Genomic DNA, 16,875 nt, shown 5'->3' on the forward strand with positions numbered 1-16,875 from the left:
CCAGCTTAGCATTGACATCGACCCTGCCACACCCTAGCTTTCCGAATATTGGTTATCAGACCAATTTTGGAGATCACGATGAATTCCTTCGCTGAAAAACTGGTGGCCGGGGCCACGGCTCCGTCGGCCTCGGTCGAGCTACCGCTGGGTGACAAGGTGCGGTGTGTCCTGGTGCACGAGTTTCTTTCAGCCAGCGAGTGCGAAGCGTTGATAGAAGCCACGGAGCAGTGCGGATTCGCCAGCGCAGGGTCGGACTACCCGTCCTCCTACCGCGATAATGACCGGATCGTGGCAGACGACCCAGCTCTGGCCGGGCGGCTATTCGAACGCTTGAAGCACTGCGCCTTGCGGATGCCGAGGCTCGGGACGGTGATCGATGAGGACGGCTGGCGTCCGGTCGGCATCAATGAGCGGCTGCGCTTCTGCCGCTACCGGCCCGGCACCCAGTTCCGTGCCCATCAGGATGGTGTACACCATCGCCAGCGCCAACAGTCACGCCTGACCTTCATGATTTATCTTAACGACGATGCATTCAGCGGCGGAGAGACCGTGTTCTTCGAGGGACGGTCCGCCGCCATGTCGAACCGGAATTCCACGCTCAGGCTGCGCCCCCGAAAGGGCAGCCTGATCGTATTCGACCACACACTCTGGCACGCCGGCGCCTTAGTGGACGCTGGCCAAAAATACGTCATGCGCAGTGACCTGATGTACGAGCCACAGCAATCCTTGCAAGTCGACGGCCCCTTCCAGCCGGGCCACCGCGGTTACGTATGGGCGCTTGCCGACCTTGGCGACAGGGGCTTTGCAAGCGCCGGGCGTGACGCAACCATCCGGCTGTGGGATCGCGAGGGCCGGTGCCTGGGCCAGCTTGACGGACATACACAATCCATTCTGGGTCTGGTGGGCGTGGCGCCTGGCGAGCTTGTTTCTCACTCGCGGGATCGAACAGTCCGGCATTGGTCCTTGGCGACCGGCAAGTCAAGGTTGATCGGCACATCGGACTCGGCCGTCCTGTCCTCGGCAAAGTTAGGCGCTGGCCTCTTCGTAACCGGGGCTGCTGACGGTCGCGTGACAGTCTGGAACCTGGCGACAGGTGCCACGGACAAGCGTCAGGCCCACGCCTGCTGGGTCTGGGCGATCGCGCCTACGGCCAAGGGTGGTTTCGCCAGCGCATCGGAGGACGGAACCGTCAGGCTGTGGCAACCCGAGGAGCGGGACTGCGTACAAGTGCTCGATCTGGGCCGCCCCCTGAGGACGCTGGCGAGCTGGATCGACGCCGATGGCAGCGTCACCTTGGCCGCTGGTGATCTCGACGGCGCGGTGCACCTGCTAGCGACCGAACCGATGCTCGCGCTCCTGGATTGCCTTGCCACTCATGACGGGCCTGTGCGGCGCGTGCGCTTCGAGGCGCGACACATGCTGCTGACCTGCGGCGAGGACGGATTCGTCAAGCGCTGGAACCTGCCCTCACGACAGGGGGTGAGCATCGGCTCACACGACAACTTTGCAACCGATGTGCTCCCCACCCGCGCCGGTGGCTGGATCAGCTGTGGGTATGACGGCCGGATATTGGTGCATGGCGACAAGGGTTAGGGTTTAGGTGGGCACCGTCGCCGACTCCGTGTCTACCTATCGGTCGGGTCCGCTTTTGGCTGTGGACTCAACGTACAAGTTGCCACTTGCTCTGGTGCATTAATGTTCAAATGCTGAGGGCGAGAACTCTAGATGCGCGGGCCGTCGGGGCGCAAATCAATGAAGCGGTTAAGCTTCAGAGGTTGGTCGCTACCGCGAAAGTAGACGTCGGCCTCGACAATTGAAGTTCCATTGGCCAAGTCCTTCATCTTGAATCTTGACGCGCGGTCGCGAGTCTCTCTTGTTCTGAGCGCTTCAGGCCAAGTGTTTTCGAGGCGGTAAACTACCCTGTCCACGTGCTCCATGACGACGTCTGGCGCCATAACAACCACCTCAAACTGGTAATACGCTCGACCGTCGCCACCGTACAAACGTGTTCCTGTCTCCGAAAAGAAGCTCGTGTGCAGCAAGGCGATGTTTTCCAGCGTTACATTCTGCTCCTCGCTGGGAACAGGAATCTTCCGCGCTTGCTCGGGAAGACTCTGGATCTCAAGAAAACTTCCAATTTTTAAGCCAGACCCTCCCTTGATTCGCTCGGTTATCTCTAAGAAAAGCCTTTCGACGTACGGCTGGAATAAAACCAATATCACCAGGACGATAATCGGCCATATGAGGCTTGTAATAATGCTGACAACTGGCACGGTCATTCGCTCAGGTGGAACCAGGAAGAGCGCGTGTACAAACAAAACTCCACATAGTGCAATGATCGCAGCCTTACGCTGCCGAGCCCTTGCCTTCAACTTGCCCTTATCTTCCGGCGATCGTGCGCTATCCATGTGTTGATCCTCCTGTATTTCCCCCGAAAGCGTGCTACCGCCGTGCAGCGTTCAATTGGCCGTGAACAAAAAACGGCAGAGTCCGTCTGCAACTAAAATCAGGTTAGGCGAGGAAGTGGATGAGCGTTTTTTTTATGGAACGTGCGTGCGCCACATCTGTATGAAATCTCCCGGAACTGAAGGCCCGGTGGGCAAAGAGACACGCTCAAAGTTAAAAACGGCTAATAGCAGACGTTTAGGGTAGAGAAATAAATCTGTCCGTGTTTCTTGTGGCGACCACTACAGTTCAGCTTTCATGTAGAAACGCGGGTTTCGATTTTTACTTGGGTTCTTCACACCGCCTGGGCCGGAAGCAGACAGCTGTCGAGATGGGGTTCAGTAGCCGAGTTAAAGGGCCACCCTGCCTTTCTGCGCCTTTGGCCAACAGGTCGCTGGTATGATTTGCGTCGGGAGCCGCCTGCTGGAGGCGGTGTGTTTGAGCACAGGAAGTCCCATGAAAAGAATGCTGTTCGGTGTGTGCCTGCTTTCACTGGCCGGTTGTGTCAGCTCGCCCGATACCTCCTTCACCCAGGCCACCCCAGGTTGCAAAGCGGCCACCGCTGAGTTCAATGGGAAACCGGTCACGACGCAGTTCTGCATCAAGACCATCGCCTTCAAACCCTCACAATACCGAGTCACTGTTAACGACCAGGTGCTGTTCACCGGTACCGACTACCAACGCGTCGCCTTTACCAAAACCATCAAGGAAGGTCCGGCCAAGGGCACATGCAATGAGCTGATCGAGTTGCAGGGCTCTGGCTCGACAACAGTGCCATTGAACGAGTTGCCCACCGAATTGGTGGCAGGCTGCCGGATTACGGCAGACGCGGCCGGTAACTCCCAAGCCTTCAGCAAAGACGACGCCTGTGACAAGGTGTTCTACAAGTCGCTGGCGCCGTTGCTGGGCAAGGTGATGCCGGCTGAAGTGGCCCGCCAATGCAGCGTGACGGTGGGCGAGCAGACCGTGTTTGACCAACGTTTCAACTTTTAGAAAAAAGCACTGGAGCAGAGGCAGGAAAGCGGGCACAAAGCCGATCGCTGGAAAGCGCCCCGTTCAAGCAAAAAGGCGACGCATTGCGTCGCCTTTTTTGTTGCTTCATTACGCAACCAGGGGTCAGGCAGGATCAGCCTGCCCCAAGGTTCTATCACCCAAGGTACGCAACAGATCGAAGCCATCACTGAGCAACAGGCCGATGGCAAAGCGGATCTGTGAGAGGTCCTGCGGACCAGAAGCGCAGTCGAGGATTTCCAGCAGGTTGCGAGCTGCGCCGATGCGTTGCTGAGCGCAGGTATACAGATCGGACAACGAGGCGTTGGCGTCCAGGTAGAGGACGGGATAGTCGGTGTCGTTGCGGGTGAGCGGGATGGGGTTGCAGGTAGGTGTGCGGGTCATTGGTGAAGCTCCATGAGAGACAAGTCTTTACCGCCGTCAAACAGCCAACTGGAATCGGCTAAGAGACGAGGTTTATGCCCATAGTTTTTTGGCCCGCGATGACCAGTCACTTAAGTTGCGGTGACGTGTTGGACTATAGAAGTGACATTCGCTCGATGACAATTTCTGGGTAAAAGATCGTTCGGTTTATCGTTTCAAAAACATACAGTGATCAGCTTGTGACAGGCTGCCTTTGCCCGGAAGCAGCCTCTTACCAATGGCCGCTTTCGACCCTAAGCTGACGGTGGGCATAGGCAGAAATCGGCCAAAAGGTGCCTCACACGCATCTCAGCTTCGCCCCCATGACCCAGCCCGTCCCAGTGAGCGAAGTGAGCTCTTTGAGCGCGTTGTTAGGAGATAGTGAGGACATGCTGGTAGACAGTGCTTCTTTCGGTATCACAGAATAATTTTTTATGAGCTCCTGTCAAAACGTTTGCCTCGACGTTGCCTGCAATTGCTCTGTAATGAGCTCCCCTCATGTTTTTATAAATATCGAAGAAACCACTTTCGGGGAGTCCAGTGTCTTTTTTTGAAAGCAACGCGCCGTAGATTGCTGTTTTGCTGTCGCAAATACCTCTGCACGCCTCCTCAAAAGTATCCCATACCTCGTTCTTTGGCGTGCCTGTTTTGAAGACATTGTAAATTTTCGGGTAAGAAACAGTTTTCCTGTCTCTTGCAGCTGAGATCAGAATTTCTCGGATTGTCTGAATCGGGTCTTGCATAGTTTGGCCATTCCCTAACTATAAGTAGACGACACACGCGGGATAAAATTTTCCGCCACTTGTGTCTGATAAAGTTACTTCCCCTTCAGCAGCACCTTAGGTACGGCTATAACGCGACAATAGCGGGGGAAAAGCGACATGAGTCTTCACGGAGATTACGAAGTCGCTAGCAACGTGTCCATGGCCTGTTACTGCTGCTGCTCGTAACGAGCCACCCTCCCCGAGGGTGACGCTTCTGGCCGAAAACTTTCAGTCAAAGTAGGAAAATCAACCCTGCTCCATTGCTTCCTTCGCTCCCCCCCTACCGGCTCACGCCTCCTCAATTTTCCGGTGAATCGCGATCAGATCAGGAAGGAATTTTAGACAATTCCCTGTAAAAAACTCTCGGGACTTATTGATCCGATATTTATCAAACAAACAATGCAAAGCCTGCTCTAGCTTTGAATAGTTTGTGGTTTCAAGCTGGCTTAAGATCGTGAAGCGAAAAGGTACCCCCGTCGTATAGAGCTGTGTGATGCGCTTGTCGACTGACCCACTGGTTATTCCAATCTTTACGATCTCGACTTGCTCAGCGGTATAGAGACCGGTGGAGAGCACGTACAGCGTCCCGATATCCGCCTCTAGCTTGGCAAGGTCCTCCCCCTCAATGAAATCATCAGCCTTGGTGTCCACTGAGGCGGCGTCTGCCAAGAGAGTCATTAGGTGAGGCTTACGACTTTTATCTGCCGCGATGTCCGAGGCGCCTCTGCAGGCTAAGTAAATTCGGGCAAGAACAGCATGGTCAACATCTTTGTAGTTACCTGCAGCGACGTTTTTCAAATGGCTTGGCGTGCCAACGTACTGAGGGTATCCGGTCTTCACGAACTCTCGGATCTGTTGCGGTGTCAGTCCCTCAGGATGCTGCCGAAGAATCTCCCGTACCACATCGGTGAAGCTTAGTTCGCCCTGCATACTCAATCCTAGAAAATGCTGATTTACGTTGATGGTACCAGCGGATCAACCAATGAAACATAACTCACGCACATCGCAGAAATACGCTTTTCTTCACAACTTGTGACGACTCCTGCTGGCCGATAGGTGCCTCTCGCAAAGGGCAGCTACCGGCCAATAGCGGCCCGTCAGATCCTGCTGAAGTCATCCCTTAGATGCCGGTGAGCAACTGTAGAGTTCTAGTCTCACTTCTCAATCGAAACTACACAATTCCACTTTGGCCTTTGCTGAATGCTGTTCGCGTGCTGAAAACCATGCTGCCCACAAATAGCGTCCACCGTCTAAAACAAGCAACCCAACCGCAGTCCAGATTGGCACATATGTCAGCCACTGTTCAGGCTTGATCCGCTCACCCAGGATCAACGCTACTGCGACCATCAATATCGGTTCTACGTAACCCAGTAAACCGAACAGGCTGAAAGGTAGATGCTTTCCTGCAACGGTGTAGGACATGAATGCCGCCGAACTGATGATTGCCAACAGCGCAAGCAATAGATACAAATTGGGCACCTGAGTGAACACCCCCGGCGTCGACCTGACTCCCATCGCAAAATAGGCGGCAACCGGTAGCGTAAGCCGAGGCTCGCGGTAGAGAGCTTACGCCGCAACATGAAATACAGTGGAAAACCGAAGGCAACCAACAGCGTAGACCACGATATTTTCCCAACCTGATAAAGCTCATTGAGCGCGCCTAGCCCAGCGCAAAGAGCGGCAATTTTTTGGATTGGTGTCAGCTGGTCACCGTAAGCAACTTTGCCGAACAGGAGCATTACGAGAGGCTGCAGGAATTAGCCAAGTGAAACATCGAGGCCATGCCCGTTGAGCGGTGCCCACATGAATAGCCATTGCTGTGTACCCAGCAGAGCGCTGCTCAAGCAAAGTCCGATGAGTAACCGTGGCCTCTGCCTAAGGCGTTGCCAGACGATCTTCACTTGGCACCATGCCATGCTCCGCTAATTATTAAAAAAGCGGTGATACAAGGCAGCATCAGCAGCATGCGCCAGCCAAAAATTTCCACTCCAGTGAGTGGGGATAGCAAGGTTGCGTAGTAGTAAAGGATGGCGAAAAGGCAGGATGAAGTGATAGACAGAGCGACGCCTTTGAACAAGGGGCCTCCATTTCTTTGAAGTGAGAATTATCCGACGGCTAAATTGCCCATGGGGGCGCGGGAATAAATTTTGATTCGACCCATTTTTTGAAGGCCGTTACTACGGCGCTGGGAAACTTAGATGAGGGTCTGACCAGATAAACCCCTCCGGCGGTGTCCAGCTGCCAGTCCGGGAGAACATGAAGCAACTTTCCGGCCGCAATGTCATGACGTATCAACCATTCGCCAGCACCCAATATTCCTGAATCAGCGCAAGCCGCGGCGAGTAATGATTCGCTGTCGTTGGCCGTCAGGTTTCCTTTTGGCAAGACGGTCTGGAATTCGCTGCCGCGATAAAGTTTCCACTGCGGAAAAGACGCAAGACCACTGAAGCGAAGACAATTGTGCTCGATCAGGTCGTGTGGGGTTTCGGGCATGCCGTGCTTTTCGATATACGCCGGCGAAGCACAAAGAATCCGGCGATGGTCACTAAGTTGCATTGCTATTAGTCGGTTGTCTTCCAGTTCTCCGATCCGGATCGCAACGTCAAATCCTTCGTCAATGATGTCGACCAGGCGTTCGCTATAGTCTGCGAGAATCGAGACGTGCGGATGATCCCTGAGAAACTCCGGCAACATGGGGCCAAGCCATCGCCGTCCCATAGCTGCCGGCAGAGCGAGTCGCAAGGTACCTCGAACTTCGTTAGCACCTTCCGCCGCCTGCTGCTGAGCTGCATCCATCAGGTCTATGGCCGCGCGCAAACGCTCTTCAAGCTTGGAGCCCACTTGCGTAATTCGGACTTGCCGTGTGGAGCGCTCGACGAGACGGACTCCCAGGCGCTTTTCCATCGCGGCCAGTCGTTTCGAAACGATGGTAGGGTGTCGCTGCAGAAGCCTGCCTGCAGCGACAAAGGAGCCTTGCGAGGCAACGGCCAGAAACGCAGCGATTTCGTCACTGTGCTGATTATTCAGAACGTCAAGATTCATGGTTTTAGAATGATAGCTCCTGAGGACTGCCCCGACTCCAACGCTGTGTGCGCCAGCGATGCATCTTTCAAAGCGTAGCTGGCCCAGATACGAGGTTTGATAATCCCCGACTCTATAGCTGCCAACACATCCTGTGCCCGCTCTTGATATTCAGCCGCGCTGGCGGTGTGCGCTGCAAGCGATGGACGCGTCAGAAACAGCGATCCTTTAGCGTTAAGCGTTGACAACTCAACAGCCGAGGGCGCACCTGACGATGCCCCAAACGATACCATCAGTCCGCGTGGGCGTAGGCTATCCAAAGACGCCTCGAAGGAAGCACGTCCGATTGGGTCATAGACCACATCGACCTTTCGGCCTTGGGTAATACGACTGACCTCGGATGCCAGGTTGTTGGCGTCGAACACCAGTACCTCATCACAACCTGATGTCAGTGCTTTTTCAACACTGGCTTGTTTTGAAACTACACCGATCACTGTCGCCCCAAGGTGTTTGGCCCAGGGCACCATGATCTCTCCCAATCCTCCCGCCACACCATAAATCAGGACAGTTTTGCCGTGGGTTACTGGATAGGTGGTTTTTAGCAAGTACTGCGCTGTAATGCCTTTGAACATGACAGCGGCAGCATCATCGAAGGACAAGGTTTCGGGTATCTTCACCAGCCGCTCTGCCGGATAAAGTCGGGCGGACGCGTATGATCCTATAGGTCCGGTGGCATAAGCGACACGATCGCCAACCTGAACGTTACTGACACCTTCACCAATGATGACGACCCGTCCGGCTCCCTCTAATCCGAGAACGGATGGCAGCGCAACAGGCGTTACGCCCTTTCGTTGAGTCACGTCGAGGAAGTTGACCCCAATGGCCTCCTGTTCAATCCAAACCTCACCTGGCCCTGGCAATTGCTCATTCACTGGTTCCAGTTTCAGAACCTCAGGCGCGCCGAATTGGTTAAAACGGATAGCGGATATCATGGTAATTTTCTCCACAGTCAGAAGCTGTTTCCAAGCCGATGCCGCCAGTGTGAGAACTTAACCTCAGATGAACAAGATGGGCTTAATGCAGAACATTAATGCATTAATTGCAGCAATAGCATCGTTAAATCAACTGCAGCGCAAGACGATGAGGGGCGAACAGAGCTGAGGGAAAAAAGTAGCTGCTACGTGTGCGCAACGAGTCGATTCAATAGTTCAGGAGCGACCGCTTCTGGCCGATTGCGGCCTGTCACGAACGGTAGAAATCGGCCAAATGCAGTCATTGAGTATCAAGAGGCGGTTCAGTAGAACCGCGGCCTGTAGATCCTTTTGCGTTCTTCAGTTCAATGCAGTGGCCTTTTTTTCAACTAGCCCAGCTCCCACTACCAGCATTTCAGGCAAGCTTTTTCTATCTTCGTCTGATGCAGCGCCGATATGAACATCACCTTTCCACAGCTCCCCAGCTACAACTCTAAGATCTAGGTCTGTCTGAGTGCTTCTTAAATCCTCGTGCCCAACGTAGTGCCAGCGTTTGTTTTGAATAGGTGCTTTTGATGTGTAAAGCAGGAGATCAAATCTGTCAGGTAACTCGTCCGGAAGTCTTTGTTCAGTAGAAAAAATTTATATATTCCAAGCAAAATGGTGTCTTTGTGTCGCTCTGATACATACAAAACCTTGGCTGGCTTAAATCCTCCTTCTACAGGGATCAATACGATGTCACCAGCTGTCGTTTTCTTGAGTTTCACAGTCCGAGTCTCTTCAAAGTTTCATTAAATAACTGATCGGTACCGGTTAGCGACGGCCCGTCTTCGGCCGTCGCTATGCATGGTCAAACCTCAGTCTGCTTCGCCCTCTCCAGGGCATCATCGGTCTCAATACCCAGATATCGAACGGTGCTCTCCAGCGTCGAATGGCCGAGCAGCAGTTGAACCGCCCGCAGGCTCTTTGTCCTGCGATTTGAAGCCTTACTCGGATGGCCGAGATTTCTCTCAGGATGCCGTTGAGTCGATAGCAGCCCCTTCTGCACTCGACCAGAAACTAGCGTTGGAAAACGCTACTACGGATGACTGCCCCGCCTCCCCTCTACCCCTGCGCGACCCAATACCAAACCGCTCCCCCCTCAAACGCCGGCATCACTTCCCCCTGCGCAAAGTAGCGCCGCGACTCCGGCGCCGCCGGGGTAAACCAATAACCGGCCTTACTACAGGTCTCCCCCGCCACCACCGGCGCTACACGTTTCGGGTGGCTCGGCCGAAGGTTCCTCGCATAGGCCACCAGATCCTTGGGATAGACCCTATGCTCGACCCCGCTGTCATCGATGCCATACAGAAAGGCGATGGCTGCCGCCTCGAACGCCCAATACCCGCAATAGCTGCCCTCGTCCCCTTGCAGGTGGCTGTCGTGCCAGGGCGCCTGTTCGAACGCGGGGTACCAGTCGTCACAGTACTGCTGCAAAAGGCCGCTGGCCTTGGTCGGGTCGTCGGCGTAGATGGCTTGTATCAGCGGTGTGTAGACGTCGTGGTACCAGTCATCGACGTCATATCGGTCGGGCAGCAGTTTGCTCAGCAGGTCTTCGTAGAGGGTGTCGTCCCCGGCGTAGCCTGCGGGGTCGATCAGGGCTACGAAGCGTTGGAGCAGGTCGCTGCGGTGCAGCAGGATGCACAGGCTGAACACCTGGACGCACTCTTGGTAATGGTCGAGCCAGTCGTCGATCGCCAAGGGGGTGATGTTCGGAATCTGGTTGTATTCAGCCAGTTGTCTTTGCAGGTGTTCGTAACTGTCCACCAGGGTTTCCAGCAGGGGAATCAGCAGGTCGATGCTGTGGCCGGCGGTGTAGCGGATGAGGATTTCCTTGAAGATCCACTTCTGGAAATGCCGGGCCCTGAGGGACTTTTCCTGGGCTTCGGAGTCGGACTCAAAGGTGTTTTCGGCAAAGAACTCCACGCTGTGCTGGTAGTTGCTGAAGAAGTTCGCAAGGCGTTCTGCGCTGAGGAATGCTTGTCGTCTGTCCTTGGTCATGGGTCTTCCTTACCTGAACGGCGCCCGCTCCAGGCGTTGCCGGCAAGCGCGGCAACGCGCAGTCACCGGTCTAAAAAACAAAGCCCGCGACACAAGGCGCAGGCTGGATAGGGTTGCAGCAGGTCGAGCCGGATCAGTTACCCGGCCCCTTAGAAGTTCGCCGGGGTGTTGGCGCTGATGATTTCCGCCTCATCCTGGCCAATGTTGCGAAAGCTGTGGGGCAAGGTGGTGGGGAAGTAATAGCCATCCCCCGGGTTGAGCACGCTGACTTGCCCGTCCACGGTCAACTCCACGGTGCCGCGGGTCACCAGGCCGCACTCCTCGCCTTCGGCATGCACGATGGCTTCTTCGCCGGAGCTGGCGCCGGGGGCGTATTGCTCGCGCAGAAAGCGCATCTGCCGGTTGGCCACCGGGGCGCCGATCATCAACAGGCGCAGGCCGTCGCGGCCCAGGTCGGGCTGTTCGTTGGCGCGGAACACGTATTGGTGCTCCCGGGGCGGTTGGTCGAAGGTGAAGAAGTCGGCCAGGGACATGGGGATGCCTTCCAGCAGCTTTTTCAGGGAGCTGACGGAGGGGCTGACGCGGTTCTGTTCGATCAGGGAGATGGTGGCATTGGTTACGCCGCTACGACGGGCCAGCTCGCGCTGGGAGAGTTTGTAGCTTTCGCGAACGAGTTTGAGTCGGGTGCCCGTGTCCATAACAGCCTTATGTGAGAAGTACTTAAGGGTATTTTTGCGGCGGTTGGGTCGCGAACGTCGCGATTTGGCTGCCCTGGAGCCTGAAAAGGCGGCTATTTAAACATGTTTGACAGGCAAGCTGTAAAGACTGGCGATGAGGGGTGCCGCGGGGGAAATGTGGGCGTTGTCGGGGGGCGTCGGGAGGTCCTGCGGACCTCGTCGCAGCCTGCGGCAGCGGCTACAGGGTGGAGGCTGTAGCCGCGTGCACATTCAGATGCCGAAGCGGTCGCGCAGGGCGTAGTACGCGGCGCCCATGGCGGTCAGTGGGGCCTGGAAGGTGCGCCCGCCGATCATCGGCATGTGCGGCAGGGAGGCGAAGGCGTTGAAGCGCTCGGCGTCGCCGCGGATCATTTCGGCAATCAGCTTGCCCGCCAGGTGCGAACAGGTAACACCGTGGCCGCTGTAGCCCTGCATGTAGTAGGCGTTCTTTTCGATACGGCCGAATTGCGGCATGCGCGACATGGTCAGCAGGAAATTGCCGGTCCAGCGGTAGTCGATCTTCACGTCCTTGAGCTGGGGGAAGGTCTTGAGGATCTTCGGCCGGATCAGTTGCTCGATATCATCCGGTTCCCGGGCGCCGTAGACCACGCCGCCGCCGTACAGCAGACGGTTGTCGCCGGTCAGGCGGAAGTAGTCCAGCAGGTAGTTGCAGTCTTCCACGCAGTAGTTGTTGCTGATCAGGCTGCGGGCCAGTTGTTCCGGCAACTGCTCGGTGACCACGATCTGCGAACCGCAGGGCATGCTCTTGCGGGTCACGCGGGGGTCGAGGTCCTGCTGCAGGTAGGCGTTGCCGGCGATCAGCAGGTATTTGGCGCGGACCACGCCCTTGGCGGTGCGCACCACGTTGGGTTCGCCGTAGGTGATTTCCACCGCCGCCGACTGTTCGAAGATCTTGCCGCCCAGGCCGATGATGGCGCTGGCTTCGCCCAGGGCCAGGTTCAGCGGGTGGATGTGGCCGCCCTGCATGTCCAGCAGGCCGCCGATGTAGTTCTTGGTGCCGACTTCGCGGTCGATCTGCGCCTTGTCGAGCATCTTCAGGTTGTTATTGCCCAGGCGCTCCCAGTTGCGCTTCTGTTCCGCCAGGCCCTTGAGCTGCTTGTTGTTCAGGGCGGCGAAGATGCCACCGGGGCGGTAGTCGCACTGGATGTCGTAGTGCTGGATGCGCTGGCGGATGATGTCGGCGCCTTCGAAGATCATGCTGCCGAGCACTTCGGCGCTTTTTTCGCCGTAGCGTTCTTCGATCACGTCCACGTCGCGGCTGTAGGAGTTGACCAGTTGCCCGCCGTTGCGCCCGCTGGCGCCGAAGCCGACCTTGGCCGCTTCCAGCACGGTGACGCTATAGCCCGCTTCCGCCAGGAACAAGGCCGAGGACAGGCCGGTGTAGCCGGCGCCGATCACGCAGACGTCGCACTCCACCAACTCTTCGAGTTGCGGGTAGTCGGTGTTCTGGTTGCGGGTCGCCGCGTAGTAGCTGTTCACGTAGGTTTGCATGAGAAATTCCCCAGCGGGTACGGGCCCAGGCCCGCCGCCGCTGTTGTTATAAGAGTTAGAGCTTGATCCAGGTCGCTTTGAGCTCGGTGTATTTGTCGAAGGCGTGCAACGACTTGTCGCGGCCGTTGCCGGACTGTTTGAAGCCGCCGAACGGCGCAGTCATGTCGCCGCCGTCGTACTGGTTGACCCATACGCTGCCGGCCCGCAGGCCACGGGCAAAACGGTGGGCGCGGCTGAGGTTGGCGGTCCAGACCCCGGCCGCCAGGCCGAAGATGCTGTCGTTGGCGATCTGCAGCGCCTCTTCTTCGGTATCGAAGCTGATGACCGACAGCACCGGGCCGAAGATCTCTTCCCGGGCGATGGTCATGGCGTTGGTCACGCCGTCGAAGATCGTCGGCTCGACATACAGGCCGCCAGTGCTTTCCAGGGCACGGGCACCACCGGCCAGCAGTTGGCCGCCCTGCTCCTTGCCGATGTCGATGTAGCGCAGCACGTTCTCCAGCTGGCGCTGGTCCACTACCGCGCCGACCCGGGTCTCGGGGTCGAGGGCGTGGCCCGGTTTCCAGCCCTTGAGGGCCTCCACCAGCAGCGGGATGAACTGCTCGCGGATCGAGCGCTGCACCAGCAGGCGCGAGCCGGCGGTGCAGACTTCGCCCTGGTTGAAGGCGATGGCCGCAGCCGCTGCTTCAGCCGCTGCGCGCAAGTCCGGGGCGTCGGCAAACACCACGTTGGGGCTCTTGCCACCGGCTTCCAGCCACACCCGCTTCATGTTGCTTTCGCCGGAGTACACCAGCAACTGCTTGCCCACGGCGGTGGAGCCGGTGAAGGCCAGCACGTCCACGTCCATGTGCAGGGCCAGGGCCTTGCCGACGGTGTGGCCGTAACCCGGCAGGACGTTGAACACGCCCTTGGGGATACCGGCGTCCAGGGCCAGCTGGGCGATGCGGATCGCGGTCAGCGGCGACTTTTCCGACGGTTTGAGGATGAACGAGTTGCCCATCGCCAGGGCCGGGGCGAACTTCCAGCTGGCCATGATCAGCGGGAAGTTCCACGGCACGATGGCCGCCACCACGCCTGCCGGTTCCCGGGTCACCAGGCCCAGCTGGTCGTGGGGCGTGGCCGCCACTTCGTCGTAGAGCTTGTCGATGGCTTCGGCGTTCCAGCGGATGGCGTTGGCCGTGGCCGGAATGTCGATGGCCATGGAGTCGCCAATCGGCTTGCCCATGTCCAGGGTTTCCAGGAGCGCCAGTTCTTCCTGGTGCTCAAGGATCAGTTCGGCAAAGCGCGTGAGGATGCGCTTGCGCTCGGCCGGGGCCTTGCCCGACCAGACGCCACTGTTGAACGCCTGGCGCGCCACGGCCACCGCACGATCGGCATCGGCCTGATCGGTGCTGGCGACGTTGGCCAGGAAGCGCCCGTCCACCGGGCTCAGGCATTCAAAGGTGGCACCGCTGGCGGCGGCGCAGTACTGGCCGTCGATAAAGGCACGGCCTTCGAGGCTGAGGGACTGGAAGTGCTGCTCCCAGTCGCTGCGGGATTTAGTCATGGCAAATACTCAACGCAGGAAGTGACACGGTCATCAGACCGTGTGCAGGTACCAGTTGTATTCCAGGTCGGAGATGGAGTTTTCGAACTCCGCCAACTCGCTTTCCTTACAGGCCACGAACACGTCGATGTACATCGGGTCGATGTACTTGGCCATCACTTCGCTGTCGTCCAGTACGCGCAGGGCGTCCCGCAGGTTGGTGGGCAGGCTTTGTTCGTTCTGCTCGTAGGAGTTGCCTTCAACCGGCGCGCCCGGGTCGATCTTGTTGGTCAGGCCGTGGTGAATGCCCGCCAGCACCGAAGCCATCAGCAGGTAAGGGTTGGCGTCGGCGCCAGCCACCCGGTGCTCGATGCGCACCGCATCGGCAGAACCTGTGGGTACGCGCACGGCCACGGTGCGGTTGTCGATGCCCCAGGTCGGCGAGTTCGGCACGTAGAACTGCGCACCGAAGCGGCGGTACGAGTTGACGTTGGGGCATAGGAAAGCCATCTGCTGCGGCAGGGTGTCGAGCACGCCGCCGATGGCATGGCGCAGGGCTTCGTTGGTCTCTGGGTCTTCACTGGCGAAGATGTTGTTGCCCTGTTTGTCGAGGATCGAGATGTGCACGTGCAGGCCGTTGCCCGCCTGGCCCGGATAAGGCTTGGCCATGAAGGTGGTGTCCATTTCATGGTCGTAGGCGATGTTCTTTACCAGGCGCTTGAGCAGTACTGCGTAGTCACAGGCCTTGATCGGGTCGCTGACGTGGTGCAGGTTGACTTCGAACTGCGCCGGGGCGCTTTCCTTGACGATGGCGTCGGCCGGAATGCCCTGCTCTTTCGCGCCTTCGAGGATGTCTTGCAGGCAGTCGACGTACTCGTCGAGGTCGTCGATCAGGTAGACCTGGGTGGAATGCGGACGCTTGCCGGAGATCGGCGAACGGGGCGACTGCGGACGGCCGTTCACGTTGTCCTGGTCGATCAGGTAGAACTCCAGCTCGAAGGCGGCGCAGATGGTCAGGCCCATCTCGTCGAACTTGCTCACCACCTGGCGCAGCACTTCGCGAGGGTCGGCGAAGAACGGCTGGCCTTCGATCTCGTGCATGGTCATCAGCAGTTGCGCGGTGGGGCGCTTCTGCCAGGGCTCGACGCTCAGGGTGCCGGGGATCGGGTAGCAGATGCGGTCGGCATCACCGATGTCCAGGCCCAGGCCGGTGCTTTCCACCGTGGAACCGTTGATATCCAGGGCAAACAGCGAGGCGGGCAGGTTGATGCCCTTCTCGTAGACCTTGTGCAGCGCGGTGCGCTCGATGCGCTTGCCGCGCACCACACCGTTCATGTCTGCAATCAGCAGATCGACGTAGAGAACCTCGGGGTGTTTTTTCAGGAAGGCATTGGCTTCATTGAGTTGAATGGCACGCGGGGGGACCGACATGATGCACCTATTGTGTTAATTATTATGTTCACTGCTGTGACACGCCAGCAGTCAACCCGAAAGAAAAACCGGAGTCAATAGCCAACAGCAGCCACCATTCGTCAATTATTTTGCCCCACTAAAGGTCGATACGCCGCGCAATCCGCGCCGCCTGCGGGTTTCAAGCAGATAATGTTTAGAATTTTTTACATGAAAGTTGTTAATTAAAATCAACGAGGATAAGCTCTGGAAAAACTCGTTCCAGCGTGAATTTCGAGGTGATAAAAATGGCATTCAAGCCATTGATCGGCGTTACTGCGTGCGTCAAAGAGATCGGCCTGCACCCCTACCACGTCAGCGGCGACAAGTACTTGCGTGCTGTCAGCGTCGCGGCCGAGGGCCTGCCCCTGATCATTCCTTCCCTGGCGGATCTGATCGACATCGACGATCTGCTGCGGCAAGTGGATGGGCTGCTGTTTACCGGCTCGCCATCCAATGTCGAACCCTTCCATTACCAAGGCACTCCCAGCGAGCCGGGCACCGCCCACGACCCGCAGCGCGATGCCACCACCCTGCCCCTGCTGCGCGCGGCGATTGCCGCCGGCGTGCCGGTGCTCGGCATCTGCCGCGGTTTCCAGGAAATGAACGTGGCCTTCGGCGGCAGCCTGCACCAGAAGGTGCATGAACTGCCGGGCTACATGGACCACCGCGAAGCCGACGATCCGCGCATCGAAGTGCAGTACGCCCCGGCGCACCCGGTGGCGATCCAGCCCGGCGGTGTGTTCGAGGCCATGGGCCTGGGCGGCGAGATCCAGGTCAACTCGATCCACAGCCAGGGCGTCGACCGCCTGGCCCCCGGCCTGCGGGTCGAGGCCGTGGCCCCGGACGGCCTGATCGAGGCGCTATCGGTGGAACACAGCAAGGCCTTCGCCTTCGGCGTGCAGTGGCACCCGGAATGGCAGGTGCTGTCGAACCCGGCCTACCTGCGGATCTTCCAGGCCTTTGGCGACGCCTGCCGGCAACGGGCCGCACAACGGCGCTGAACCACCGGCCGCGGC

At 57.9% G+C, this 16,875-nt stretch carries 14 protein-coding genes and 1 pseudogene; 3 read left to right on the top strand and 12 right to left on the bottom strand.

The genetic code is table 11. The features are described from left to right. The first annotated feature begins 78 nt into the window (after window positions 1-78). Window positions 79-1,593, top strand: a complete 1,515-nt coding sequence (locus BM382_RS06740; RefSeq protein ID WP_072442401.1) for a 2OG-Fe(II) oxygenase — start codon at window positions 79-81, stop codon at window positions 1,591-1,593. Window positions 1,594-1,721: 128 nt separating this feature from the next. Here BM382_RS06740 and BM382_RS06745 read toward each other — a convergent pair whose 3' ends face one another. Continuing rightward, window positions 1,722-2,408: a pYEATS domain-containing protein gene (locus BM382_RS06745; protein ID WP_072442403.1), complete on the bottom strand. Its 687-nt coding sequence runs from the start codon at window positions 2,406-2,408 to the stop codon at window positions 1,722-1,724. Window positions 2,409-2,901: 493 nt separating this feature from the next. Between BM382_RS06745 and BM382_RS06750 the strand changes: the two genes are divergently transcribed. Next, entirely contained in the window at window positions 2,902-3,438 is a 537-nt protein-coding gene (locus BM382_RS06750; protein WP_139187206.1) for a hypothetical protein, read from the top strand. Between the two features lie 123 nt (window positions 3,439-3,561). Here BM382_RS06750 and BM382_RS06755 read toward each other — a convergent pair whose 3' ends face one another. From BM382_RS06755 to BM382_RS06805, 11 genes and pseudogenes are all read right to left on the bottom strand, one after another. Next, the gene (locus BM382_RS06755; protein ID WP_011060647.1) at window positions 3,562-3,840 is read right to left on the bottom strand and encodes a hypothetical protein; all 279 of its coding nucleotides are present in this window, start codon (window positions 3,838-3,840) and stop codon (window positions 3,562-3,564) included. 389 nt (window positions 3,841-4,229) lie between these two features. Further along, a complete protein-coding gene (locus BM382_RS31560; protein ID WP_139187207.1) occupies window positions 4,230-4,601 on the bottom strand; it encodes a hypothetical protein in 372 nt (123 codons plus the stop codon). Window positions 4,602-4,910: 309 nt separating this feature from the next. Further along, entirely contained in the window at window positions 4,911-5,552 is a 642-nt protein-coding gene (locus tag BM382_RS32060; protein ID WP_019095026.1) for a GIY-YIG nuclease family protein, read from the bottom strand. Window positions 5,553-5,783: 231 nt separating this feature from the next. Next, a pseudogene (gene rarD / locus BM382_RS06765) lies at window positions 5,784-6,699 on the bottom strand (EamA family transporter RarD). A 38-nt stretch (window positions 6,700-6,737) separates the two neighbouring features. After that, window positions 6,738-7,664, bottom strand: a complete 927-nt coding sequence (locus BM382_RS06770; RefSeq protein ID WP_072442407.1) for a LysR family transcriptional regulator — start codon at window positions 7,662-7,664, stop codon at window positions 6,738-6,740. Next, entirely contained in the window at window positions 7,661-8,635 is a 975-nt protein-coding gene (locus BM382_RS06775; RefSeq protein ID WP_011060644.1) for a quinone oxidoreductase family protein, read from the bottom strand. The genes BM382_RS06770 and BM382_RS06775 overlap by 4 nt, the downstream gene beginning before the upstream one ends. A gap of 1,083 nt (window positions 8,636-9,718) precedes the next feature. Further along, window positions 9,719-10,654: a PoNe immunity protein domain-containing protein gene (locus tag BM382_RS06785; protein WP_072442409.1), complete on the bottom strand. Its 936-nt coding sequence runs from the start codon at window positions 10,652-10,654 to the stop codon at window positions 9,719-9,721. 149 nt (window positions 10,655-10,803) lie between these two features. Then, window positions 10,804-11,352, bottom strand: coding sequence for a cupin domain-containing protein (locus tag BM382_RS06790; protein ID WP_011060642.1), 549 nt, complete (start codon window positions 11,350-11,352; stop codon window positions 10,804-10,806). Between the two features lie 249 nt (window positions 11,353-11,601). Continuing rightward, a complete protein-coding gene (locus BM382_RS06795) occupies window positions 11,602-12,882 on the bottom strand; it encodes an NAD(P)/FAD-dependent oxidoreductase (protein ID WP_072442412.1) in 1,281 nt (426 codons plus the stop codon). Between the two features lie 55 nt (window positions 12,883-12,937). Continuing rightward, window positions 12,938-14,428 carry an aldehyde dehydrogenase gene (locus tag BM382_RS06800; RefSeq protein WP_072442414.1) on the bottom strand — a complete coding sequence of 497 codons (1,491 nt, stop codon included), beginning with the start codon at window positions 14,426-14,428 and terminating at the stop codon, window positions 12,938-12,940. A gap of 33 nt (window positions 14,429-14,461) precedes the next feature. Next, on the bottom strand, window positions 14,462-15,838 hold the full coding sequence (locus BM382_RS06805) for a glutamine synthetase family protein (RefSeq protein ID WP_011060639.1): 1,377 nt from the start codon (window positions 15,836-15,838) through the stop codon (window positions 14,462-14,464). A gap of 266 nt (window positions 15,839-16,104) precedes the next feature. Between BM382_RS06805 and BM382_RS06810 the strand changes: the two genes are divergently transcribed. Next, complete coding sequence (locus BM382_RS06810; RefSeq protein WP_011060638.1) at window positions 16,105-16,860, top strand: gamma-glutamyl-gamma-aminobutyrate hydrolase family protein; 756 nt, start codon at window positions 16,105-16,107, stop codon at window positions 16,858-16,860. Window positions 16,861-16,875 lie beyond the last annotated feature (15 nt).

Source organism: Pseudomonas sp. NFPP25 (assembly GCF_900116505.1).
In the GTDB taxonomy this organism is placed as follows: domain Bacteria; phylum Pseudomonadota; class Gammaproteobacteria; order Pseudomonadales; family Pseudomonadaceae; genus Aquipseudomonas; species Aquipseudomonas protegens.

Bases quoted from the DNA above. Each gene is read 5' to 3' on its own strand.
- BM382_RS06740 (WP_072442401.1), top strand. From the start codon at position 79: ATGAATTCCTTCGCTGAAAAACTGGTGGCCGGGGCCACGGCTCCGTCG.
- BM382_RS32060 (WP_019095026.1), bottom strand. From the start codon at position 5,552: ATGCAGGGCGAACTAAGCTTCACCGATGTGGTACGGGAGATTCTTCGG.
- BM382_RS06775 (WP_011060644.1), bottom strand. From the start codon at position 8,635: ATGATATCCGCTATCCGTTTTAACCAATTCGGCGCGCCTGAGGTTCTG.
- BM382_RS06800 (WP_072442414.1), bottom strand. From the start codon at position 14,428: ATGACTAAATCCCGCAGCGACTGGGAGCAGCACTTCCAGTCCCTCAGC.
- BM382_RS06770 (WP_072442407.1), bottom strand. From the start codon at position 7,664: ATGAATCTTGACGTTCTGAATAATCAGCACAGTGACGAAATCGCTGCG.
- BM382_RS06795 (WP_072442412.1), bottom strand. From the start codon at position 12,882: ATGCAAACCTACGTGAACAGCTACTACGCGGCGACCCGCAACCAGAAC.
- BM382_RS06805 (WP_011060639.1), bottom strand. From the start codon at position 15,838: ATGTCGGTCCCCCCGCGTGCCATTCAACTCAATGAAGCCAATGCCTTC.
- BM382_RS31560 (WP_139187207.1), bottom strand. From the start codon at position 4,601: ATGCAAGACCCGATTCAGACAATCCGAGAAATTCTGATCTCAGCTGCA.
- BM382_RS06790 (WP_011060642.1), bottom strand. From the start codon at position 11,352: ATGGACACGGGCACCCGACTCAAACTCGTTCGCGAAAGCTACAAACTC.
- BM382_RS06810 (WP_011060638.1), top strand. From the start codon at position 16,105: ATGGCATTCAAGCCATTGATCGGCGTTACTGCGTGCGTCAAAGAGATC.
- BM382_RS06750 (WP_139187206.1), top strand. From the start codon at position 2,902: ATGAAAAGAATGCTGTTCGGTGTGTGCCTGCTTTCACTGGCCGGTTGT.
- BM382_RS06745 (WP_072442403.1), bottom strand. From the start codon at position 2,408: ATGGATAGCGCACGATCGCCGGAAGATAAGGGCAAGTTGAAGGCAAGG.
- BM382_RS06755 (WP_011060647.1), bottom strand. From the start codon at position 3,840: ATGACCCGCACACCTACCTGCAACCCCATCCCGCTCACCCGCAACGAC.
- BM382_RS06785 (WP_072442409.1), bottom strand. From the start codon at position 10,654: ATGACCAAGGACAGACGACAAGCATTCCTCAGCGCAGAACGCCTTGCG.